The following is a 21,933-nucleotide window of genomic DNA, read 5'->3' as shown; positions in this document are numbered from 1 at the left end:
GAGAGACAACCCGCACCCATGCTTACCGGCAAACTCCGCAACGATATCGACAAACTCTGGGAAAAATTCTGGACCGGCGGTATCACCAACCCGCTGACCGTGATCGAACAGATCAGCTACCTGATGTTCGCCCGCATGCTCGACATGCAGGAAGACGTGGCCGAGCGCAAGGCCAACCGCACCGGCAAGCCCGTTGATCGCCTGTTCCCTGACACGCCTGAAGGTCAGTTGCTGCGCTGGAAAAACTTCCACCACATGGGCGGCAAAACCCTGCACAGCCATCTCAAGAACAAGGTCTACCCGTGGTTCGCCACCCTGGGGCGGGTGTCAGACGAGAACGACGGTCTCGGGCAGGAAGGCTCTGCTATTCAGGCACTGGGCCATATCGGCGAGTACATGCAAGACGCCGACCTGGAAATCAAGAACGAGTCTGTGCTGACCTCCGCCGTTGAAATGGTCAACGAGCTGCCACTGACCCAGAGCGACGTAAAAGGCGATATCTACGAATACCTGCTCAGCAAGCTCACTACCGCCGGCATCAACGGGCAGTTCCGCACGCCGCGGCACATCATCGACGCGATGATCAAACTGGTCGCCCCGCAGCCGACCGACGTCATCTGTGACCCGTCTTGCGGCACCGCCGGCTTTCTGGCCCGCACCATGGAATACCTCACCCGCGTGCACTCCAGCGCAGCCGGTATCTTCACCGATGAAGACGGTAATCAGCACTACACTGGCGACCTGCTGGAACCCTACCGGGATCACATCAACCGCCACATGTTCTGGGGTTTTGATTTCGACACCACCATGCTGCGCGTCTCCAGCATGAACATGATGCTGCACGGGGTGAATGGCGCGAACATCTGTTACCAGGACTCCCTGAGCAAATCCATCAAGGAGCATTACCCACGGCAGGAAGAGAACTTCTTCGATGTGGTGCTGGCTAACCCGCCGTTCAAGGGCAGCCTGGACGAAAGCAACACCAACCCGGATGTGCTCGGCCTGGTCAAAACCAAAAAGACCGAGCTGCTGTTCGTTGCACATATCCTGCGCTCTCTCAAACTCGGTGGCCGCGCCGCGGTAATCGTGCCGGACGGCGTACTGTTCGGCTCATCCAAAGCCCATCAGCAACTGCGCCGGGAGCTGCTGGAAAACAACCAGCTGGAAGGCATCGTCAGCCTGCCCAGCGGCGTATTCAAACCCTACGCCGGCGTAAGCACTGCCATTCTGCTCTTCACCAAGGGCGGCACTACCGAGCGCGTATGGTTTTATGACCTGCAGGCAGACGGCTACTCGCTGGACGACAAGCGCACCGAGCTGAAAGGTGAGGGCAGCGATGACCTACCCGACGCCATCGCCCAGTGGCACACTTATCGTCGTCTGGTCGAAAGCAACATCAGCGCCAATGCGATTAATGCTGCCTTTGGTGATAAGACCCAAAAGGCCTTTGTGGTATCGGCAGCCGATATCGCCGCCAACAAATACGACCTCTCCATCAACCGCTACAAAGAAGTGATATACGAGCAAGAAGAGTACGAAGATCCGAAGGTGATTCTGCAACGGCTGAAAGGGCTGGAGCGTGAAATTATGGCGGATCTGGATGAGCTGGAGGGGATGCTGTGAGCTTCTTCCAAAACCAGTCAGGGTGGCCTTTGGTTCCGCTCAGGAATATTGCGACTCTAAAGCGTGGATACGACCTGCCGGTTGGAGAGAGAAATGAAGGTGTAGTGCCTATATATGCAGCCAATGGAAAAAATGGCGCTCACGATGAAGTAAAAATTAAAGGTCCTGGCGTAATAACTGGAAGGTCAGGAACGATTGGAAAGGTTCACTATAGCGAAGAGGGGTTTTGGCCGCTGAACACCGCTTTGTATGTGATGGATTTTCATGGCAACCATCCGCGATGGGTCTATTACATGCTTTCAGCCTTCAAGCTAGAGCGGTTTTCTGAGGGGGCTGGTGTGCCAACTCTTAATAGAAATCTGGTTCATGATGAGTTAATCCCGCTCCCACCCCTGCCCGAACAAAAGCGCATCGCCGCCATCCTCGACAAGGCCGACGCCATCCGCCGCAAACGCCAGCAAGCCATCCAGCTCGCCGACGACTTCCTCCGCGCCGTGTTTCTGGACATGTTCGGCGACCCGGTGACCAATCCGAAGGGGTTTCCAGTAGGTACGATTCGGGATTTGGTTGATACCGCTAATTATGGTTCATCGGCAAAAGCTTCCGAAGCAGAAGGCGAGTTTCCAATGCTACGCATGGGGAATATTACGTACTCCGGTGCCATTGATTTCAACGGTTTGAAATACGTAGACCTCAGCAAGAAAGAACAGCCAAAGTATTTAGTTGAAAAAGGCGATTTGCTTTTCAATCGCACGAACAGTAAAGAGCTGGTTGGTAAAGCGGCTGTATATGACCGGGATGATGTGGCTGCAATTGCCGGCTACCTAATTCGTGTTCGCATGAATGAAAAAGGTAATTCCTATTATGTCTCCGGTTATCTGAATTCAACGCACGGCAAGTCGACGCTGCAAAGTATGTGCAAGAGCATTGTTGGGATGGCTAACATTAATGCTCAGGAGATGCAGAATATTCAGATTCTCTTGCCTCCGATTGAGATGCAAAATAAATACGCAGCGATATTTGAAGCGACTAAACAGCGCTTGAAATCACAAAGCCAATCGGAAGGAAATCTGGCAGATCTATTTTCCGCCCTCAGCCAAAAAGTCTTTCGAGGTGAGTGTTGATAGCCAAAAAGTGTTCACTTGAACCTCCCTGCGCTCTGGGCTTTGCCCCAGCCTGCGGCTGTGCAAATGTGAACCTGTCACATTTGTCTCTGGCCAGCTATAGATAAGGAAATCCTCATGCGCCTCAAGTCCGTCAAGCTCACCCATTTTCGCGGCTACCGCGCCACCACGGTTATTCCCATCGACGAAGCCATGACCGGCATCGTCGGTCGTAATGACCGTGGCCAATCGGCTAGCCTTGAGAGGTCGGGCTCGCTTGAATAGACAAGGCGCTCAGTGTGTCTTTCGCTGACACATGCCCACAGGCTGACTATGACTGCTGAATCCTCATCGATAGATGTCGCCCCGCACTGGTTGATGCGCCTGTTTGGCGCGCAAGCGGCCACCTTCACATTGGGTGACAAAGGGTTGGAGGTCACAACCAAGAGCGGTGAGAACTACCTGATCGAGGCGACGTCGCTGGCTAACGAGGCAACCTTCCAGCAGGGAGTCGTTTTCTCCCGTTTGGTTCTGCAAACGGACTGCGGCGAAAAGGTTTTTCCTGGGCTGCGAAAGGTTGACGGTGAGAAGTTATTTCACTGGTTGCGAGCGCACTGGTTACGCAAACTGGCGCCCGAGATAGAGCAGGTCGCTCGTAAAATCCGGGCCCTGCTGACAAAAGGGTATCCCCGCCAATCCCGCTTGGACGCGGCCAGGGTCATGGCCGAGCAAGCACTGCAGCGTTTTCAACGTGTGCCTGAGCCCCAGTGGTGCACCGATGTAGATGTCACTCCATTCGAGTGGCTGGCAGCGGTTACCCGGTGGCAGCAAGCGGACTGGGAAAAGCTGCGCAAGCAATACGTTGATCGGCAACTGGCGCGCAACAGCGCTTTCTTCGACAGGGTAGAGAGCCAGCCGCTTACCGAGCGCCAGCGTGTTGCCTGTGTCGTAGATGAGGATAACAACCTGGTGTTGGCGGGTGCCGGTACGGGCAAGACCAGCACCATGGTAGGCCGTGCAGGTTTTTTGATGGCGAGTGGGCAGGCCCGGGCTGCGGATATTCTGATGCTGGCTTTCGCCAACAAAGCGGCGAAGGAGATGCAGGAGCGTATCGATCACCGGCTGGGTAAGTGCGGTATCACCACCAGTACGTTTCACAAACTGGGTAAGACGATTATCGCCAAGGTAGAGGGCGAGCAGCCCTCCCTTTCACCCTTGGCGGAAGATGACAAGGCGCTGGCCAGGCAGGTGAGTCAGTGGTTCGAGCAGCATCTCAAGACTCCGGATTACCAGCGGCTGGCGATTGATTATTTCCAGCACCACCTGTACCCGGAGGCGAACCCCTTTGAGTTCGCGTCAGAGGGGGAGTACTACGACTACATCCTAGCCAATGATATCCGCACCCTTAAAGGCGAGGCCGTTAAAAGCCTGGGTGAGTGTCTGGTGGCTAACTACCTGTTCAAGCAGGGTATTGCCTACCTGTATGAGCCTGCTTACGAGCACAAGACAGCCAGCTCCCTTTATCGCCAATACCAGCCGGATTTCTATCTGCCCGAGCAGGGTATCTACATCGAGTATTACGGTATCGACCGGCAGGGCGGTACAGCCCCCTATGTAGAACGCGAGCAGTACCACCAGGGTATGGCGTGGAAGCGCCAGTTGCATGCCGATAAAGGTACGCGCCTGGTGGAGCTGTACCACTATCAGTTAATGGAAGGTGGCTTGTTTGATGCCATCGACGCGCAGCTGGCCGCACTGGGTGTTCAGTACCAGGAATTGCCCCCGGAAGCGGTGCTCGAAACATTACGAGAATTTGGCGCAATCAACAGCTTTGCCGTACTGCTGGCCGATCTGCTGAAGCGCTACCGCGCTAATTGTTACGAGCAAGGGCAGGTGGAGGCTGCGATCAAGCGCGCGAAGAACCCGAAGCAGGTGGACGCTGCGCTGGCACTGCTGCGGCCCATTCTGGACGACTATCAGACCTTGTTGGATAGCGCCGGGCATATCGATTTCGATGACATGATTGGCAAGGCTATTGAGTACGTCCGCGAAGGGCGTTTCCGTAGCCCGTGGCGATATATTCTGGTGGATGAGTTCCAAGATATCTCTGAGGCGCGTGCCCGCTTGATCAGGTATCTGCGGGACTCTGTGCCGGAGTGCTCGTTATTCTGCGTGGGTGACGATTGGCAGGCTATTTACCGCTTCACCGGCAGTGATCTGAGCTTTACAACGGCATTTAGTGAACGGTTTGGCACGACCAAAGTAACGGCCCTCGATCTGACGTTCCGCTTCAATAACAGCATCAGTGATGTGGCGACGCGCTTCGTGCTGGCAAACCCGATCCAGGTCAGGAAGCAGCTTAATACGCTGCAAAAGGTTAAACGCCCTGCGGTATCCCTGCTCAGGGAAGACAACCGGCCTAAACCCGGCAGCGAGGAGCCAAGCCGGCTGGAGAAGGTCGTTGCCCGCATCGCAGAAATTGCCGAGCCTGGGAGCAGTGTCTATCTGCTTGGGCGCTACGGCTTTAACTTGCCAGACAGAGGCGAACTGCGGCGACTCGCATCGCGATTCCCTTCGTTAGCGCTGGAGTGTCACACCATTCACGCTGCCAAAGGCAAAGAAGCGGATTACGTGGTGCTGCTCGGCCTTGAGACTGGCAAGCATGGTTTCCCCTCGCAGAAAACCACGCATCCGTTGCTGGAGGCATTGCTGCCGGCACAAGAGGATTTCCCTTACGCTGAGGAGCGTCGGCTGTTTTATGTGGCCCTTACCCGGGCAAGACAGCGTGCTTATCTGATCGCCGATATGGCCGTGGCGTCGGCTTTTGTTGTCGAGTTGTTGAAGAACGAATACGAGCTCGATCTGGACGAGTTCTCAACATCACTCAGCCAGCAGTTGCTGCACATGCTCAAGTGCATCAAGTGTAAAACCGGGACCATGGTGTCGAGGCAAAGCCAGTTTGGCCGGTTTTTTGGCTGCAATAAATTCCCGCTCTGCGCTCACAAGGAGCGCGGCTGCGCGCATTGCGACTCACAAATGCGCCGCGCTGGGCGCTTCAAGGTTTGTATCAACCCAGACTGTCAGCGTTGGGTGCCTACGTGCCCGAAGTGTGGTGCGGAAATGACCCAGCGCAAGGGGCGAAATGGCGAGTTCTGGGGGTGCCGGAACTATCGGTCTGAGGGTGAGGGCTGCAGGCATACAGAAAACAGGATCATGTTCGATTCGGGTTTGCTGCTTGCGGGTAGTCATGAAAGTCGTTTTTAGAATCAAGCGCGAATATAGGGATATACGCTATGTCGGCACAGAAATACTCGGTTAACCAACACCTGATCGAAACGCTGCTGAGCTGGGTTAAGTCTGGCGAGATCGCCATTCCGGAAATCCAGCGGCCTTTTGTGTGGGACGCCAGCAAGGTGCGTGATCTGATGGACAGCCTGTATCAGGGCTTTCCGGTGGGTTACATCATTGCCTGGCGTAACCCGACGGTGAAGCTGAAAGACGGCTCGCTGGCCGAGGGCAAGAAGGTGCTGATCGATGGTCAGCAGCGTGTCACGGCGCTGACCGCTGCCATCGCCGGTCAGCAGGTGATCAACCAGGATTACCAGCAGGTGCGTATCCGCATCGCCTTCCACCCCATCGAAGAACGCTTCGAGGTCAGCAACCCGGCCATCGAGAAAGACAAAGCCTGGTTTGCCGATATCGCGCCCATCGTTAGCGGTGAACTCAAGGCGCATAAGGTCGGTCGTGACTACCTGGAGCTAAACCCTGATGTCGATGAAGACCTGCTTTACGAGCGCCTGGACAGGTTGTGCGATATCACCAAGAAGCAGATCGGCCTGATCGAGCTGGCGGCGGATTTGGATATCGAGACGGTCACCGAGATCTTTATCCGCATCAATTCCAAGGGTGTGGTGCTGAGCCAGGCAGACTTTGTCATGTCGAAGATCGCTGCCAACGAGGAGTTCGACGGCAACACCCTGCGCAAGGCCATCGACTACTTCTGCCACCTCTCCATCGCGCCCGAGTTTTACGCGCACATTGAGAACAACGATAAGGCCTTCGTGCAGACCGACTACTTCCGAGCCATGCGTTGGCTGAAGAGTGAGAACGACGACCTCTACGACCCCAGCTACTCGGACATGCTGCGCGTAGCTTTCACCACCAAGTTCAATCGTGGAAGGCTGTCGGATCTAGTCGGGCTGCTCTCGGGCCGTAACTTCGAAACCCGCAGCTACGAGAAGGAAATCGAAGAGGCGTCCTTCAAAACGCTGAGCGAGGGGGTGAAGGAGTTCATCAACGAAACGCACTTCAAGCGCTTCCTGATGATCATCCGTTCGGCGGGCTACGTGGACAGCTCGATGATTGGCTCGGTTAACGCGCTGAACTTCGCCTACGTGCTGTACCTCAAGCTCAAGCGCGACCTGGGCAACAACCCCAATATCGAAAGCTGGGTGCGCCGCTGGTTCGTCATGTCGCTGCTGACGGGGCGTTACTCGGGTTCGCCAGAATCCCGCTTCGATAAGGACATCAAGGCCGTGCACGAGCGAGCGTTTGCTGACGTACTGTCTGATATCGAAGCGGCTGAACTGTCTGATGCCTTCTGGGACTTCGGTCTGCCGCAGGCGTTGAACACCTCTTCAGTGAACGCTCCGGCCATCAAGGTATTCTGGGCCGCACAGGCCAATCGCGGTGACAAGGGCTTCCTGTCCAAGGACATCACCGTGCGTGACATGCTTACGCACCACGGCGATATCCATCACATCTTCCCGAAGAACTTCCTCAAGCAGCGGGGGCTGCTCAGAAGCAAGTACAACCAAGTGGCCAACTACGTGTACGTGCAGCAGGAAGTGAACATCAAAATCGGCGACACCGCCCCGGCCGCTTATATGGCAAAGGTCTTTGACCAGTGTCAGCAAGGCGCAGCGCACTATGGTGCGATCATCAGCCTGGATGACCTTAAGGCAAACCTGGCCGCCAACTGCCTGCCCGAAGATCTGTGTGCCTACCAGCCAGAACAGTTTGAGGCATTTTTGGCTGAACGCCGCCGGTTGATGGCGCAGAAGATTAAAGGGTACTACTGGGGGTTGTGAGAGCAGTTGGGGAGGGTGGCACGCCCTGGTTGGATGTCGGCTGTGCGAGAGGACGGGTACCTGCGCGCAGGATCGGAGAAATTCGTGAGTGTCGTGGTTAGGTGTCAGCCCAAAAGGTAATAAAGTTTTCGTGGTGGTAACTTTTTTTATTGGCATGCGGGATGTTGATCAAGTTATTCAGGTCTTAACATGTTGATTAATATGGATTTATGTAGTTGGCACACATTTCGCTGATCCTTAGCGTAAATCGCCAAGGAAAGTAACTATTGCAGTGCTCAAGGGGAACTCTGGGAAGCCTTCCGATTATTGGCAAACTGCTGATACTCAACTGATCGAGCTTTCCAATGAGGCAGACGGTTTTCGCTGATGTCGATTGCGCCGCCAAGTGAGCGAGATTTGACTAGGTGGTACCAAGGACGAGGGCGGCCACTCTAATCGTGCCGGATTATCAAGGATGAAGATGGCCGTCCGTTTTGTACTACTTATGACAAGAACTTTTATGAATAGGAGGCTAGGTCATGGGTTTTGCCAAATACCAGGAAGACATCGTGAGTCGATATGTCGGCGATCTTGCGATGCGTTCTACCAAGGAGCCGGCTTCAGCACCCAAGAAACCGTGCCCGAGTGCGAGTAATGAATCTGATCAAAGGATAAACAAGATGAGTAGTCTCAAAAAATTCGCTGTCGCCACGCCTCGCCCTCTCCCTGTGATTGTCCTGGCTGATACAAGCGGAAGCATGGGGGAGAACAGCAAAATCGAGGCGCTAAATGCGGCGATGAAGGAGATGGTCTCAACTTTCGCTCAGGAGAGTCGTCTGCGCGCCGAAATCCAGGTGGGCTTGATCACCTTCGGTGGAAAGGCGCAGATGCATCTACCGTTGGTTGCGGCGCATGGCGTAACCGGAGTCTCGGAATTTCAGGCTGGTGGTGCTACGCCGATGGGTGCGGCATTTGACCTCGCTCGTCAGTTGCTGGAAGACAAGGATCGTATCCCCTCTAGAGCCTATCGCCCAGTTTTGATCCTTTTGTCTGACGGACAACCGAACGACGACTGGGAGGCTCCTTTCAACGCTCTTTGTAACTCCGAGCGGGCGCAGAAGGCGGTCCGGCTAGCCATGGCGATTGGGCCGGATGCCGATGTAGCAATGCTGAAGGATTTTGCAAACGACGCAGAGGCTCCCATTTTTAAGGCCCACAACGCCCGGGATATCCACCGCTTCTTCCGTGCAGTGACCATGAGTGTGACCACTCGCACGGCAAGCCAAAACCCAGACACCTCAACCGCTTTCGTTGTTCCGCCCCCGGATGACGACGCACTGGACCTTGACTTCTAATGAGGTTTATTGCCTGCGGCGCGAGCGTTATTGGTCCGCGACACCGGGATCTGGGCGAGCCTAATCAGGACGCGATGGTCCTGGCGGGTTGCCGAGGTGGCTGGATTGCGACTGTGGCAGACGGGTTGGGATCGAGAGCACGTAGTGATCTGGGAGCACGTAGTGCCTGCCAAGTTACCCGGCGGATCTTGCGCGCTACATCGAGCAATTTCGGTCTACCCGCAACCTTGCCCTTGATTCATCAGCGATGGCTCGAAGCTATTGCTCCGACAACTCCACGAGATGCCGCGACCACACTACTGTTGTGTAGCGTGACAGACCTAGGCGAGGTCCATGCAGCCCAATTGGGTGATGGTCTTCTGCTGGTGAAATGCGCTGGTGAGTTCCGTCGCATCACGCCAGAGCGCGCGGCCTATGGCAATCAGACTTGGGCACTTGAGTCCACGCACCTGCAGGACAAATGGAGCTGGACAAGGGGCCGATTCACCGAGCCGGGTGATGGTGTTGTCTTGATGACAGATGGCGTGGCCGATGACCTCGAACCAGCCCATCTTGCCGACTTCTTTGATGCGCTTTACCAAGACTTAAGCGCTCGAAATCGGCGCAGAGGCAGACGCTGGTTGCAGTCTGAACTGAATGACTGGGCGACACCCTTACACAGCGACGACAAAACACTCGTGGCCATTTTTAGGACGTCTGAATGAGCACAGCAACACCAGAGGCACCAAAGAAAAACAGGACGGTGCTAGACCAACACGGTCAGTCCTATGAACTGACAGGGCGTATCGGCGAAGGCGGTCAGGGGATCGTTTGCACGACCAACTACCCCAATGTACTCGTCAAAGTCTCTCGCGCAACCACAGAAGAAAAGCGAAACAGTTGGACGAGCAACATTCGCGCACTTATGCGTCAGCCACTTGAGGGCCTTCCCATCGCACATCCGCAAGCCCTCATCACGCAGCCGCAGCCCGGTTACGTCATGGAATTGATGGATGGACTGGCGCCAATGACTGAACTGATACAGGTGGCCACTGACGCCTTGATGTCAGATGATGGCCTCTCCGGCTATGTGAAGACAGGTGGCCTGCTGCGTCGGTTGAAGATGCTCGCGCGACTGGCTCGGGTGTTGGCGGATCTGCATGGCCGAGGACTCGCCTACGGCGATCTCTCTCCTGCAAATGTGTTCGTATCGCAGTCTCTTGAGTACGCCGAAGTCTGGTTAATCGATGCCGACAACGTTGCGAGTCAGTCGCGCGATGGCCAACAAGGGGTTTTCACCCCCGATTACGGGGCTCCAGAGATTCTGAGGGGAGAGTCCGGCATCAACACCCTGACCGACAGCTGGAGTTTTGCGGTCATGGCGTATCGCATCCTCACGCTGGTTCACCCCCTTAAGGGGGACGTTGTTCTTGAGGGTGAACCCGAGAGTGAAGAGGCGGCTCTCCGAGGCGAATTCCCTTGGGTAGATCACCCAGTTGATCGCAGCAACGCCTTGTCGATAGGCCTTCCCCGCGAAATCACGCTCAATGCGCCACTGCGTGCGCTGTTTGAACGATGCTTCAATGCTGGGTTGAACAATACGGGTGAACGGCCAAGTCTGAATGAGTGGGCAGATGCCTTCGAGGCTGCCACAGGCCATTGCGATCAATGCGAGTCTTGCGGCAGCACGTTTTTTTACACCTCGAAGCACATCTGTCCATTTTGCGATCACGCCCAGGACACGAATCGCACGATTCTTTTGCAGGAATATCGCTATATGCCTCCGGATCTGCTCCGGGAGGACTTGCCGGAAGATGTTCCAGAGTCGTCGATTCGAAAAGAGTGCTGGACTCGCACAGGTAAGGCGATGGTTTTGAGTATGAGCCCTACCGAGTTGAAGACTTTGCCTTTGGGGACGTCCCTGTACGCGGATGCCCGTCCGCTATGCACTGTCGAACTTGCTAAGGATGGGCTGTGGATAGAGCCATCAGTCGGTACCCAAGTTTCCCTGCAGAGAGCATCTGATGACAAAGTCGTCGCGGTTGTGCGTCGTCAGCGGCTCAAGTCAGACAGTCGTTCAGGAGTGTCTTTTTGGCTCCACCTAGGCGCAGTAGAAGAAGAGCACGTCGTTTGGCGTTTCAACTGGTGAGGCAACGATGAAACTCTGCGACTTTCCTCTTCTGTCGGGTGAACTTACCCAGTTCACATGTGACGACCTGGGAGCCGATTGGCAAATCGGTGAGGCTGTGTCAGTACAGGCACACGGTAATGACTATCTTCTCCGACAGGGCAACTCCGTTTGCGTCGGCAAAGTAGAAGGACGTCAAGATCGAACTGCGCTTCAGGTCCAACGAGGCCTGACGCTGTGGGTGTTAAGACATCGGCATGGCGAGGCTCTCCACCTTCAATCGCTGGATTTGGTTGAGCAGATCCAACTGGACATGGCGATTTCTGTTGATGAGGCCATTGCGGAGCAATTGGCCAGCAGGGATGAGATTTCTCCTCCAGACGTACCCACTGCAGTTGGTTGGTTGAATGAGCGATTCATCTCAGCTGAATTAGCACCGACCGCAGAGATGGATCGTGTTTTTCTTGGCCACTTCGACAACGCTTCCGATGAAAGTTTCGTTCTGTTTGGTGCAGGCTGGCGCGGCAACGTCAGACGAGATGCTGGCGTGCTGAAACTGATGAGTGTCACTCGTCTCAAGGGGGCTAGAGCACGTGTAGCGATGGCCGTTGGTAAGATCTCTTTCCAAGATGCCAGTGTCGCCATGCGTCTCCAGAGTACAGAGCAACGCGCACTTTTGGATGCCGCGCTGCGCGACAACGGCAGCTACCTACGTTTATGGCAAGAGTATGGTGCGCTTGAATGGGAGCAGGCTCGAGATTGCGCGAGGGAACTGGGTTCTCTTCGCTTCAAGAGCGCGGAACTCGTCGAAGGCGAACAGTGGGCCTGGTTTCTAAAAGTTGATGCGGATCACCTAAGGGATTTCCGGAAACGATGGAAAGCTTTGGGGCTGGCGAAAACGACGCAAGTGGAGCTTGGGGATCGGGAACTTGATCTTGATTCCGATGTTGAAGACGCGCCGGGCAAAGCTGATCGAGCACGCCGTCGCCCGGTTCGTGGTGTATTGCGGTTCGAGCGAGAGGGTGTGGTCTTGACCCTTCCCCAAGACAGGCGCTCAGAACGTCCGTCTGCAAAGGGATATATTTTTTACTCGCTGGCAGGTGAGGAGAATGTTCAGAAAAATCGTGCGCGCGCAAAACAATCCATCAATGATGGGCGTCGATTGCCGCAATTGAGCTACTTGCTGGAAGGTGTAGCCCCCCCAAGTGCTCGTCGGCGCCAAGTATCAGGCCTATCTGTCTACGCCAAAGCTTGTTTCAAGGGGCCTCCAACCGAGCGCCAAAAGCTGGCCTTGGATGTAGCCATCAATACCCCGGACATTGCGCTGATTGTTGGCCCACCAGGAACGGGTAAGACCCAGGTCATAGCAGCATTGCAGCGGCGCCTTGCCGAAACACTCGGTGAAAACTCGCTGCAGCACCAAGTGCTGATTAGCAGTTACCAGCACGATGCGGTCGATAACGCCCTGAATCGTGCAGAAGTCTTTGGCTTGCCTGCCGTTAGAATTGGCGGTCGAGGGCGCCGTGACGAAGGCGGTGTCGACCCCGTTGGTGTTTGGTGTGAACGCAAACGGAAAGAAATCTCTGTTCGACTCGACGCGATTCGGCTGAATGAGCCGCTGACTCAACCATTGGAAGAGCTAGATCGACGTATCACAGCATTGAGACTCGCGAGCATGTCGGCACAGGAACGCCAAACACAGTTCGAACAGATTGATATCCTTTTGCGTCGGCTGTTCGATCTAGACGTTCGTCTCCCGGCCCAAATTAAGGACCGATGGGATGAGTTTCTTGCACAGCAGAAGAGTATCGAAACCCAGCGTCAGGCCAATGAGCCTACTGGGCTTATGCGCTTGCTGAGAGCCCTGCGCACCAGTTCTATCGGGTTCGCCGATGACGGGCCGGACAGAGCTCACCAGCTTGAGCGCACGCTGCGGCGCAGCAAGGTCAAACTTCAAGACGCGGAATGGGGCTTGCTCCAGCGACTTTCAACGGTTGCCGATGCCACTGAAGCAGACCTTGCTGAGTTGGCTGCATTTAAGAGGTCCATGCTGGATCGGTTGAGCCCCGATTACAGGCCCCCACAGCTAAAGCAAGCGCTGAGCGGCGAAGCACTTGGTCTCTTGGCCGACATCGAGCACGCAATCGACGCGCCTTTGCGTCAATCTCGCCGTGGCATCTCTGCGGTAGTGGCCTCGTACCACGCGGCACTTTCCCAAGCCCCCAATGAGGCAGCGAGAGCGGTCCGCGAGTACGCCAGCATTGTCGGTGCGACCTGCCAGCAGTCAGCTGGTAAGGCGATGAGCAGCTTGAAGGAGTTGAGCGACCTAGATGCATCAGAAGGAATCGAATTCGACACGGTTGTCATCGATGAAGCCGCAAGAGCAAATCCTCTCGATCTTTTCGTTCCAATGGCGATGGCGCGGCGTCGGATCATCCTGGTTGGTGACCATCGGCAACTACCTCACCTTGTTCAGCGAGAGTTGGAAGATGAACTCATTTCTAAGCAAAGCCTGACTGCGGCCCAAGCGAAGGCGTATGAGCAGAGTCTCTTTGAGCGGCTGGTGAAGCAGCTTAGGGAGCAAGAGAAAGTCGACAACATCAAACGCGTCGTGATGCTCGATACGCAGTACAGAATGCATCCGACACTGGGTGACTTCATCAGCAAACAGTTCTATGAATCTGAGGGATTGGACGTCTTGCACTCGGGGCGACCTGCGGAGGATTTCGCTCACACGATTCCTGGCTACCAAGGCAAATGTGCGGCTTGGTTGGATGTGCCTCTGCAGGGCGGGAAAGAAAGATTCCTAAAACCCGGTTATGAAAGACGTGCGGAGGCAATTTCTATTGCAAAAGAGGTTAAGCGGATTGCTGATTCTTGTGGGCCGTCGCTGAGCATTGGGGTCATCAGTTTCTACCGCGCCCAGTGTGACCTGATACTTGATGCACTGGCTGACGAGGGCTTGGCAGAGGAAGAGGATGGGGAGATCCGTATCGCGCGCTCCTACCGGCAGACTGAATCAGGTGATGAGCGACTGCGCGTCGGCACGGTTGACGCGTTTCAAGGCAAAGAGTTTGACCTCGTCTTCCTGGCCGTAGTGCGAGCTAACGACGTGGTGATTCCCGATCACAAGGAAGGGGAAGAGCGCGAACGATTGCTAAACAGCAAGTATGGACACTTGCGGTTGGCAAATCGCATGAACGTGGCGATGAGTCGCCAGAGGAAGCTCCTCGTCGCCGTCGGTGCCAAACACATGGCAGAAGGACCCGAGTCTGAGGAAGGGGTCCCGGCGCTGGCTGCATTCCTCAAGCTTTGCAGAGAGGAGATGGCGCATGGCCGCTGACCGCTATCTTCGCTTCGATGTCCGTCGCCCCCCGGGTGGGCGGCCGCTTCTGTGGCCTGTCCGCGTTTGGAAGGTCCTTTATCCAACAAATCGTGTCCTCAAGTTGAACCTGTTCCAGCAGGCGATCCTTGGACTGGCAAGGGCCAGATGCCAGGACAGTTCGGAAATGGCTGAGTTGCTGGGGCTGGACCGAGAACTGGTGACATTCATCATTGGAACTCAACTGATCCCGAACGGTTGGATGACCACCTTGGGATCAGTCACCTCTCAAGGTGAGCGTGTCCTCGAAGAGACTCAGGATGCCAGCGAGGAAGTTCGCATGGGGTACGCGTATCAGGACGCGATTTCGGGGAACTGGCTGCCGCGATTCACTGAAGAACTTCCAGAGATCGAAGCGAAGCGAGTCGATGAACGTGGTTACCCAGTGTTCCTGCGAGACCTCGATTCCGGAAAGGAGGATCGCCCTTTCCGCCTCAATCACTTCCGAGAGGGCGCACTGGACACAGCAGCTCTCTTTGATGCGTTTCAGCGCTATCGGACGGATCACGATCACGCCAGGCAGCGTGATGACGAGCTTTCGGCACGTGTCCGCATTGAGAGCCTGAGCTTCGTCGAAGATTCGGCGCAGCCGATGTGGTTATGGACATGGGTTTTTCCCGACGAGGCTGGGCCACAACCCTGGTTGGTTGCCGATCCGTTCGGGTTGCAGCAGGCTGCGTCGTGGTTGCGCAAACCCCTGCAGGAAGTACTGCCGAGAAACGATGGTCTCGCGCGATACATCGCTGGTGCGGTGGGTTCGACGAGATCGAACGATTTGTCGGCAGAGGAGTGGCTCCGATCCTTGGAGAATCAGATCGACTTGACACTGCTTGCAGACTACAACTGGTCGCGGAAGGTGCCGATTGTTGAGGGATTCCTCGCTAGCGTTCTGAGACGAAGACTCGTGCTGGCTAGTCAGGAGAGGTCTTGGCAGGAGGATGTGACTAGCCTTCTCATTGAGACTCACAACCTGGCAGAAAGCGTGCTGCAGTGGCTGTTGAAAGCATATCCAACTGAAATCCGCCGATTGCCACACTGGAAAAACCAGCGGGACTGGAAAGATGGTGAGGCAAGCTCTTACCTCAATTATCTTCAGCTTCCTTGCCTTACCGATGAAGTCATTGGCGAACTTTCGAATCAAAAATTGGACCAGGTGCGCGCAGCTGTTAAGCGCAGTAACTCTTCACTCAAGGCGCTGTTGTTTGCGGGGCTTCTAGGAACAGTGGATCAGTCATCGCACCCCTTCCTCAAGTTATCAGCTGATGAGCTTCAGCTGGCTCGTCTGCTTGATATGACCCGTGATAGAAACAAAAAAGCAGGGCATTCAGGTAGCGAAAGAGTCGATAAAGAAGAAGCTATGGAACACGCTGACTTTGTCATCGAATGGGCTCAAATTTTTAAAGACTGGTATTGAAATGGCTAAACGTAATAAAGCAAGAAAAGCCCCTGAGGCCCAAAATACGAATTCGGCACAAAGTGATTTTGCGCCGAAATATCAGAAGGCAACTGCTGGCGTTGACTCCCTTGCATCGCTGATTCAAGGCGATGCTTCTGCTGTGGCACTCCCTGACTTGGAGGAAGATCAGATCAGAGAGTTGAATAAGGTAGAGCCCGAGAAAAAAGTTGAGTTCGAGAGGTTGCTAGCGGATATCTCTGATGTCGCAAAGAGAGTTCATGACCTACAAGAAGACGCACAAAAACGCACTGATGACCTGGCTCGCAAGGAGGAGGCATTCTCCCGCCGAAGTGATGAGAACAAGAAGCGAACCGAAGAGATCAAAAAACTCGACGAAGAGTTGAAGCAAAGACACGTTGAGATAAAAAAGTCCGAATCATGTTTGGCCGATAAGGAGCGTGAGCTTGAGAAGCGAGAACTGGACGCGCGTTCCGGTTTTGCCGCCCAAAACGTGGCCGCACTCAGTGATCTCAAGAAGGAGATCGTGGAGCTCGAGTCTAGGAAGACTGAGATTCAACTCGGCATCCTTAAAGCGGAGCAGAAAGCACGTGACGATGAGTCCGCGCGCGCATCCGAAGTGATGGAACGTGAAGCGGAGATTGCAAACAATGAGAGAGCTCTACAGCAGCAGCAACGGCGACTAGATGCAGAGTGGAAAGAGCTTGAGCGTGAACGGGTCCAGATCCGCGAAGATTCACTTCGCGAGGCCAGTCAGGAAATTGCCAGATTGACCGATGCTAGACTACGCGCAGAGGCACGCCTTGAAAAGGTTTACCGCGACTGGACATCGACTGAACAGAAGCTAGAGCAATACCGGGAGTTCTCAGAGGCATTGGCAGGGAGGTCTGCTCGCGAGATACTTGACGAGCTGGCTGCCCAAAAACGTCGAGTCACTCAATTGGAAAACCAAATTGCAAACAGCCATGATGATCAGTTGCAATTTGAGAACGAGGCGCTGCGAAAACTCCGCGATGAGCAAAAGGCCCAAGTCGACGAGGTTCATTTGGATTTGGCTGATGCAAAAGCTCAGCTTCATCGCCTTCGCCTCGGCGTGAGTGACAAAGAGAACCTAGAAAGAGAAAAGCGCGCCCTGGAAAAGAACAATCAGATCTTGAGTGCAAGGCTCAATGACTTGGGCAAAACGGTAGATGACCTAACTCAGTCACAGCAATCTGAGAAGCCGTTCCCTCAAATGGCATGGATGGATTCCGCATCCACTGCCGATTGGATCAAGGATCGCAAGGCCAAGGAGTTGAGCCTCCCAGAGCAAGACGTTCCCGATTTGAAGACATTCTCGGTTGAGTTGCAGCACCGGATCGCTCAAGCGGAGGAAGGTACAGAACTGCATTTTGATCTCGAAGTTATTCAGTTGCTGATTGCCGGGTTGGCCATGAGCCCGCTTCACATCTTTCAGGGAATTAGTGGCACGGGCAAAACGAGTCTGGCCAAGGCGTTCGCCAAGGCCGTTGGGGGGCATTGCACTGACATTGCCGTCCAGGCTGGCTGGCGAGATCGTGATGACCTACTGGGACACTACAACGCTTTCGAAAAGCGCTTCTATGAGCGCGACTGCCTGCAAGGCCTCTACCGTGCGCAAACCGCAGCTTACAAGGACCGGTGTAACATCATATTGCTTGACGAGATGAACCTGTCGCGCCCGGAGCAGTATTTTGCTGAGTTCCTCTCGGCGCTCGAAAAGAATGACCCAGATGATCGATTAATCAGCTTGTCGGAGAGCCAGTTGCTGAACGCGCCAGCGCTGTTGGTCGAGGGGCGAAAGATTCGGATTCCCCACAACGTCTGGTTTGTAGGTACTGCTAACCACGATGAAACGACAAATGAGTTCGCTGACAAAACCTACGACCGGGCTCATGTCATGACGCTTCCTCGCCAGGAAGCGAGATTCAAGCCAGATACAACGCCGAAGGCTAGCTTTAGCTATGAATCATTGATGGAGCGTTTCGGTGCTGCTGTGGAACAAAACGCTGATGAGGTTTCAGAGCTGTTGATGGAGTTGACCACAGGCCCGCTAACGAGCATTTTGCAAGATCGCTTTAACCAAGGCTGGGGCAATCGACTTGAGCGTCAGGCCAAGCGATTTATCCCCGTCTACATGGCTGCAGGTGGTCGCAAAGAAGACGCCTTAGACCATTTGCTTGCCAGCAGAATACTCAGGCGCGGTAAGGTCACTGATAGATTCGATAAGACTATCGATGATTTGACCGCCGTCGAACACGCGCTTACGACTGTTTGGAAAGGATGGACATCGGAGCCTCGCCGTTCCCTTGCCTTGTTGGCTGAAGACCGTCGTCGCAAGGAACGTGGGGCATGATGCTTCTGGACCGCCTTACGGGTAACAAACTCAGCCGCTTACCCGCAGCGCTTCTACCGGGGCGGTACTGCTTGCTTGAGTCACTCGTGGTCAACGGACACAGTCGCTTGCAGCCCGGCGATCTGCTCTCGGATGACGGCTCGGGCGTCCTCCGGATTCAAGGCACTGAATCCCAGGTGCTCGCTATCGATCGGTCTGACCATGATCAGGCGGACTCCGATTTGTCGGCAGAGGCGATTATTTCCATCGCCGGAAAAATCGCTCACGCACATGATGCAAATGTATCGCCCATGCTGCCCGCTGAGATGGCCGACCAATGCGAGCTCGAGGAACTTGAACGCGACTTGGCGGCGGTACTCAGAGATGGACATCTACATTCAATATCTGACCGACCCCGCAGAGACCTTCGATATGACGACTTGGTTGCACCAGTGGCACGAGCTAGACGCCTCGCGGCTTCGTCGTTAAGTCACCTGGCATCACACTCTGATTGCTGGCAGCAGCGGACGCTCAGTGGTGTTCAACCGAGAAAGGTTCTTGCACGTTTCAGCGAGGATGACTACGCCATCTATGAGAACAGACTCTACAAGCGGCTACTAGATCGCCTTGATCGACACCTTGCTCGTAGATTGGCTCGCATCCGGGGAGTCAATTCACGACTGGAGCGAGCGTTGGAGTTCCAAGATTCTGAGCAAACGCATTTTCGACTTCGCCAGGATATCTGCAGCCTTTGGGGGGAGTCATATCTTGATGACAAGACCGGGATGCAGTTGGAGTCAGGAAAAAGTGCACTTAGCGACTTGGAGTCCCAGTTGCGTGCAATCAGAGGGTTAAAGCAAAGGGGGCTTTATTCGCTGGTGCCTCCTGCATCTGTGGTTCCTGCCCAGGTTCACCGGACAAACATTCTCAACCACGATCCGCACTATCGTCATCTGCCCCCGCTTTGGGAGAAGTTGAAAGACGATCGGGAAGAGCAGCTCTTCCCCCCGGAAGAGCGCTTGGCGCGGCAACTTCAGTTGCAACTGGCTTATGTCAGTTACGTTGGTCTTGTGATCAGGCGGGCGCTTGAACGGTATGGTCTGCGCAGGGTTGATGGAGATTTCGTCTTCAGCTGGGCGGGGCGGAGTTTCACACTCCGACCTGATGTGCATGATTGGGTCATAACCCAGTCTGAGGGATCTATCCTGAGGATCGTGCCGATCGCCTGGTTCGGCGCGTCAGTAAATGTCAGTGAGAGTCTGGAGCCTGGTCGCATTGCGTGTTGGCCAGGTGTACCAAACAGTGTCGCGTCTCCGCAGAGTCTTCCAGTCTCTCCGCTGGACCTTTATGTCGTGGAGAAGATGGGGAGATTGATCGATGAGTGGATGTTGCGACAGTTGCTCCAAGGTCATGGCCGAAAACTGGGGCCTTTGCCCACACCGGCCAAAAAGCTAACCGAAGCTTGGCCAGAACAGTTTGAATCTATTTCGTCTACCCATGTCAGGCTCCTCGCTCCAGTCGATTCTCAGAAAGTAGCCGAACTGAAGGCTACTCTCAAAGATTCAGCTAATACGCAAGTTGTGGAGGCCGTCGAGGAAGCTATCGAACAGATCGCAGCGCTTGCCCGACTTTGTGGACATCCGGCGCGATTCGAGCGCGGGCAGCAGCAGGATTTCTATTGTCAATGCGGAGCTTGCCAGGCAACTTGGTCGCTCAAGACAATAGAGAAGAGGCAACATTTTTCTATGCGGCTGAAGGGCGCACCTGTCATACCAGAAGAGGACGGATTTCTTTGGTCTGGCAGGGATTGGATGGGGTTCGACCTAGGTAGATAGCAGTGATAATGACCGAACTGTCGAATCCACGCATACTGGGGTGATCAGTAAGCAGCCAGGGATACACGCCCACAGGAAGGCGAGAGTGGAGCGGCCGGCAAGTTCAAAATCAACTGCAGCTCTTTGCCAAGAATCTCCCAAGCCTGCCGTTTTTCCTCAGCATAATCGTGCAGCAAATAGTGCCGTCTGACCTTGGAACCGCCCAAAAGGTGGTTCTGGCAGCGGTCGATGATGTCGAGAGGTACTCCCAGCGCTTGCATCATGGTTGCGCCAGTCCTACGCATGTCGTGCGGTGTCCACTCGCCGTTAGCACCTTTCGCTAGAACTAGGCTGTCGTCGTGATGCCTGCCGGCAAGAGGTTTGCTGCGATCCTTGAATCGACATTGGCGGTCGCCAATCAGCTTGCTGACAGTTTTGGTGTTGACGTGGGCATCGCCGGAACGGTTTGGAAACACGAATGGTGTAGAGCCGGTTTCGTGCTGCAGGCGTTGGAACTGTTCTTTTGCAAAGTCCGAGAGGAAAATGTGGTGGTCCTGGCGTTTACCGCGCTGGCCTTTGGTGTTTTCGGCTGGAATAAACCAGCGTCCGGCCTCCAAATCGACGTGCTTCCATTCGGCCTTGAGCAGTTCACCTATGCGACACAAGGTGCTAAGGCAAATCCAGACGGCACATTGCACGCGCTCGTTGACTGGTCGAATGCCGCTGTACTTGCTGCCGGCGGGCAGGGCGGTGTAGTCCTCTTCCAGCTTGATGAAGATGTTCCAGAGCTCGCGAATTTCGTCGGCTGACAGGACGCGGTCGCGTTCTTCCTGGTAGTCGTGATCAAGTAGTTTCTTTACGTCGATCAGGTCAGCTGGGTTGCCGTCAGCCATCAGCGGGCGCCAGGGTTTGCGTTTCTCGGCCCAGCGCAGCATCTGGCCTAAGTCGTTGTTGAGGATCACAACAGAGCGGTTAAGCCCGCGTGCTTTGACTTTACGCAGGACGCTGAGTAGGTCCTTGTCTGTCAGGTTGCGGATCTGAGTTTTGCCAATAAAGGGGAGGACGTCTTTCTTGAATCTGCGCTGCAGTTCGGCATTGCCGTCCTGGCGAGCGACACCGTCAGCCAGCCAGGTATCGAAGAGATCCTGAACGGTCTTGCTCTCACTGGCCTGCCGCTCGGCTTCAGCGATTGTGGCAGCGATGGCGGCTTGCGCTTCGATCTTGGCTGCCTTGCGGGCGGAGGTTGGGTCAACGCCTTTGCTGACCGTTGCACGTACGCCATCACGTTCAGCACGAATTTGGGCTAGAGACTTCTTTGGCCAGCTACCCAGTCGGTGGTCACCTTTCTTGCCATCGAGCTTGAATTCGTAGCGAAAAAGTACGGTGATCCCGCGGACACCGGCACGTACTTTACCAACCAATCCGCCATCTTCGCGGAGGGTCTTTCCGTCGTCATTCGTGGTGAGTGCTTCAAGCTGCTTGGCGGTAATCTTGGCCACTGTCTACCCCTTGTATAAAACGGTAGCTTAGAATTTTGCCCCACTTTTGCCCCACCGGTTCGCGTGGCTGGCGGTGGATGGTGGTGGACGTTCGTGGATGCTAATCTAGCCTGTATACCCCGTATTTACTAGGGTTTTTGATTTCCGGTAACGTCTATGGGAATCCGTGGGAATCCACCAAAAAAGCGCATGGGGTGCAAGGGGTCGAATGTTC

The 21,933-nt window shown here is 54.9% G+C and carries 13 protein-coding genes; 12 read left to right on the top strand and 1 reads right to left on the bottom strand.

Annotated elements, in window-relative coordinates; genetic code table 11:
* Positions 1-18 precede the first annotated feature (18 nt).
* The 12 genes from HV822_RS01180 to HV822_RS01125 all read left to right on the top strand — a co-directional run bounded on the left by HV822_RS01180 (position 19) and on the right by HV822_RS01125 (position 20,241).
* On the top strand, positions 19-1,623 hold the full coding sequence (locus HV822_RS01180) for a type I restriction-modification system subunit M (RefSeq protein WP_238871850.1): 1,605 nt from the start codon (positions 19-21) through the stop codon (positions 1,621-1,623).
* On the top strand, positions 1,620-2,747 hold the full coding sequence (locus HV822_RS01175) for a restriction endonuclease subunit S (RefSeq protein ID WP_238871849.1): 1,128 nt from the start codon (positions 1,620-1,622) through the stop codon (positions 2,745-2,747). The genes HV822_RS01180 and HV822_RS01175 overlap by 4 nt, the downstream gene beginning before the upstream one ends.
* Positions 2,748-2,864: 117 nt before the next feature.
* Complete coding sequence (locus HV822_RS01170; RefSeq protein WP_238871848.1) at positions 2,865-3,011, top strand: ATP-binding protein; 147 nt, start codon at positions 2,865-2,867, stop codon at positions 3,009-3,011.
* 48 nt (positions 3,012-3,059) lie between these two features.
* On the top strand, positions 3,060-5,990 hold the full coding sequence (locus HV822_RS01165) for a UvrD-helicase domain-containing protein (RefSeq protein WP_238871847.1): 2,931 nt from the start codon (positions 3,060-3,062) through the stop codon (positions 5,988-5,990).
* 29 nt (positions 5,991-6,019) lie between these two features.
* Positions 6,020-7,816, top strand: coding sequence for a GmrSD restriction endonuclease domain-containing protein (locus HV822_RS01160; protein ID WP_238871846.1), 1,797 nt, complete (start codon positions 6,020-6,022; stop codon positions 7,814-7,816).
* A 518-nt stretch (positions 7,817-8,334) separates the two neighbouring features.
* Positions 8,335-9,150 (top strand): vWA domain-containing protein, encoded by an 816-nt coding sequence (locus HV822_RS01155; protein WP_238871845.1) that lies wholly within the window; start codon positions 8,335-8,337, stop codon positions 9,148-9,150.
* Positions 9,150-9,854 carry a PP2C family serine/threonine-protein phosphatase gene (locus HV822_RS18200; RefSeq protein ID WP_396264968.1) on the top strand — a complete coding sequence of 235 codons (705 nt, stop codon included), beginning with the start codon at positions 9,150-9,152 and terminating at the stop codon, positions 9,852-9,854. Before HV822_RS01155 ends, HV822_RS18200 begins: the two co-directional genes overlap by 1 nt.
* Positions 9,851-11,278 carry a protein kinase domain-containing protein gene (locus HV822_RS01145; protein WP_238871843.1) on the top strand — a complete coding sequence of 476 codons (1,428 nt, stop codon included), beginning with the start codon at positions 9,851-9,853 and terminating at the stop codon, positions 11,276-11,278. The genes HV822_RS18200 and HV822_RS01145 overlap by 4 nt, the downstream gene beginning before the upstream one ends.
* A gap of 7 nt (positions 11,279-11,285) precedes the next feature.
* The gene (locus HV822_RS01140; RefSeq protein WP_238871842.1) at positions 11,286-14,600 is read left to right on the top strand and encodes a DEAD/DEAH box helicase; all 3,315 of its coding nucleotides are present in this window, start codon (positions 11,286-11,288) and stop codon (positions 14,598-14,600) included.
* A complete protein-coding gene (locus HV822_RS01135; protein WP_238871841.1) occupies positions 14,590-16,053 on the top strand; it encodes a hypothetical protein in 1,464 nt (487 codons plus the stop codon). The genes HV822_RS01140 and HV822_RS01135 overlap by 11 nt, the downstream gene beginning before the upstream one ends.
* Positions 15,938-18,427: an AAA family ATPase gene (locus HV822_RS01130; protein ID WP_238871840.1), complete on the top strand. Its 2,490-nt coding sequence runs from the start codon at positions 15,938-15,940 to the stop codon at positions 18,425-18,427. The genes HV822_RS01135 and HV822_RS01130 overlap by 116 nt, the downstream gene beginning before the upstream one ends.
* Complete coding sequence (locus HV822_RS01125) at positions 18,424-20,241, top strand: DUF2357 domain-containing protein (RefSeq protein ID WP_238871839.1); 1,818 nt, start codon at positions 18,424-18,426, stop codon at positions 20,239-20,241. Before HV822_RS01130 ends, HV822_RS01125 begins: the two co-directional genes overlap by 4 nt.
* Before the next feature lie 44 nt (positions 20,242-20,285).
* On the opposite strand, the gene HV822_RS01120 is transcribed toward HV822_RS01125, so the two are convergent.
* Positions 20,286-21,719 (bottom strand): tyrosine-type recombinase/integrase, encoded by a 1,434-nt coding sequence (locus tag HV822_RS01120; protein WP_238871838.1) that lies wholly within the window; start codon positions 21,717-21,719, stop codon positions 20,286-20,288.
* Positions 21,720-21,933: the final 214 nt, after the last annotated feature.

Origin of the sequence: Halopseudomonas maritima (assembly GCF_021545785.1) — a bacterium.
Classification (GTDB): Bacteria; Pseudomonadota; Gammaproteobacteria; order Pseudomonadales; family Pseudomonadaceae; genus Halopseudomonas; species Halopseudomonas maritima.
The sequence above is the reverse complement of the archived record's forward strand: the minus strand, read 5'-3'. Positions and strand labels throughout refer to the sequence as shown.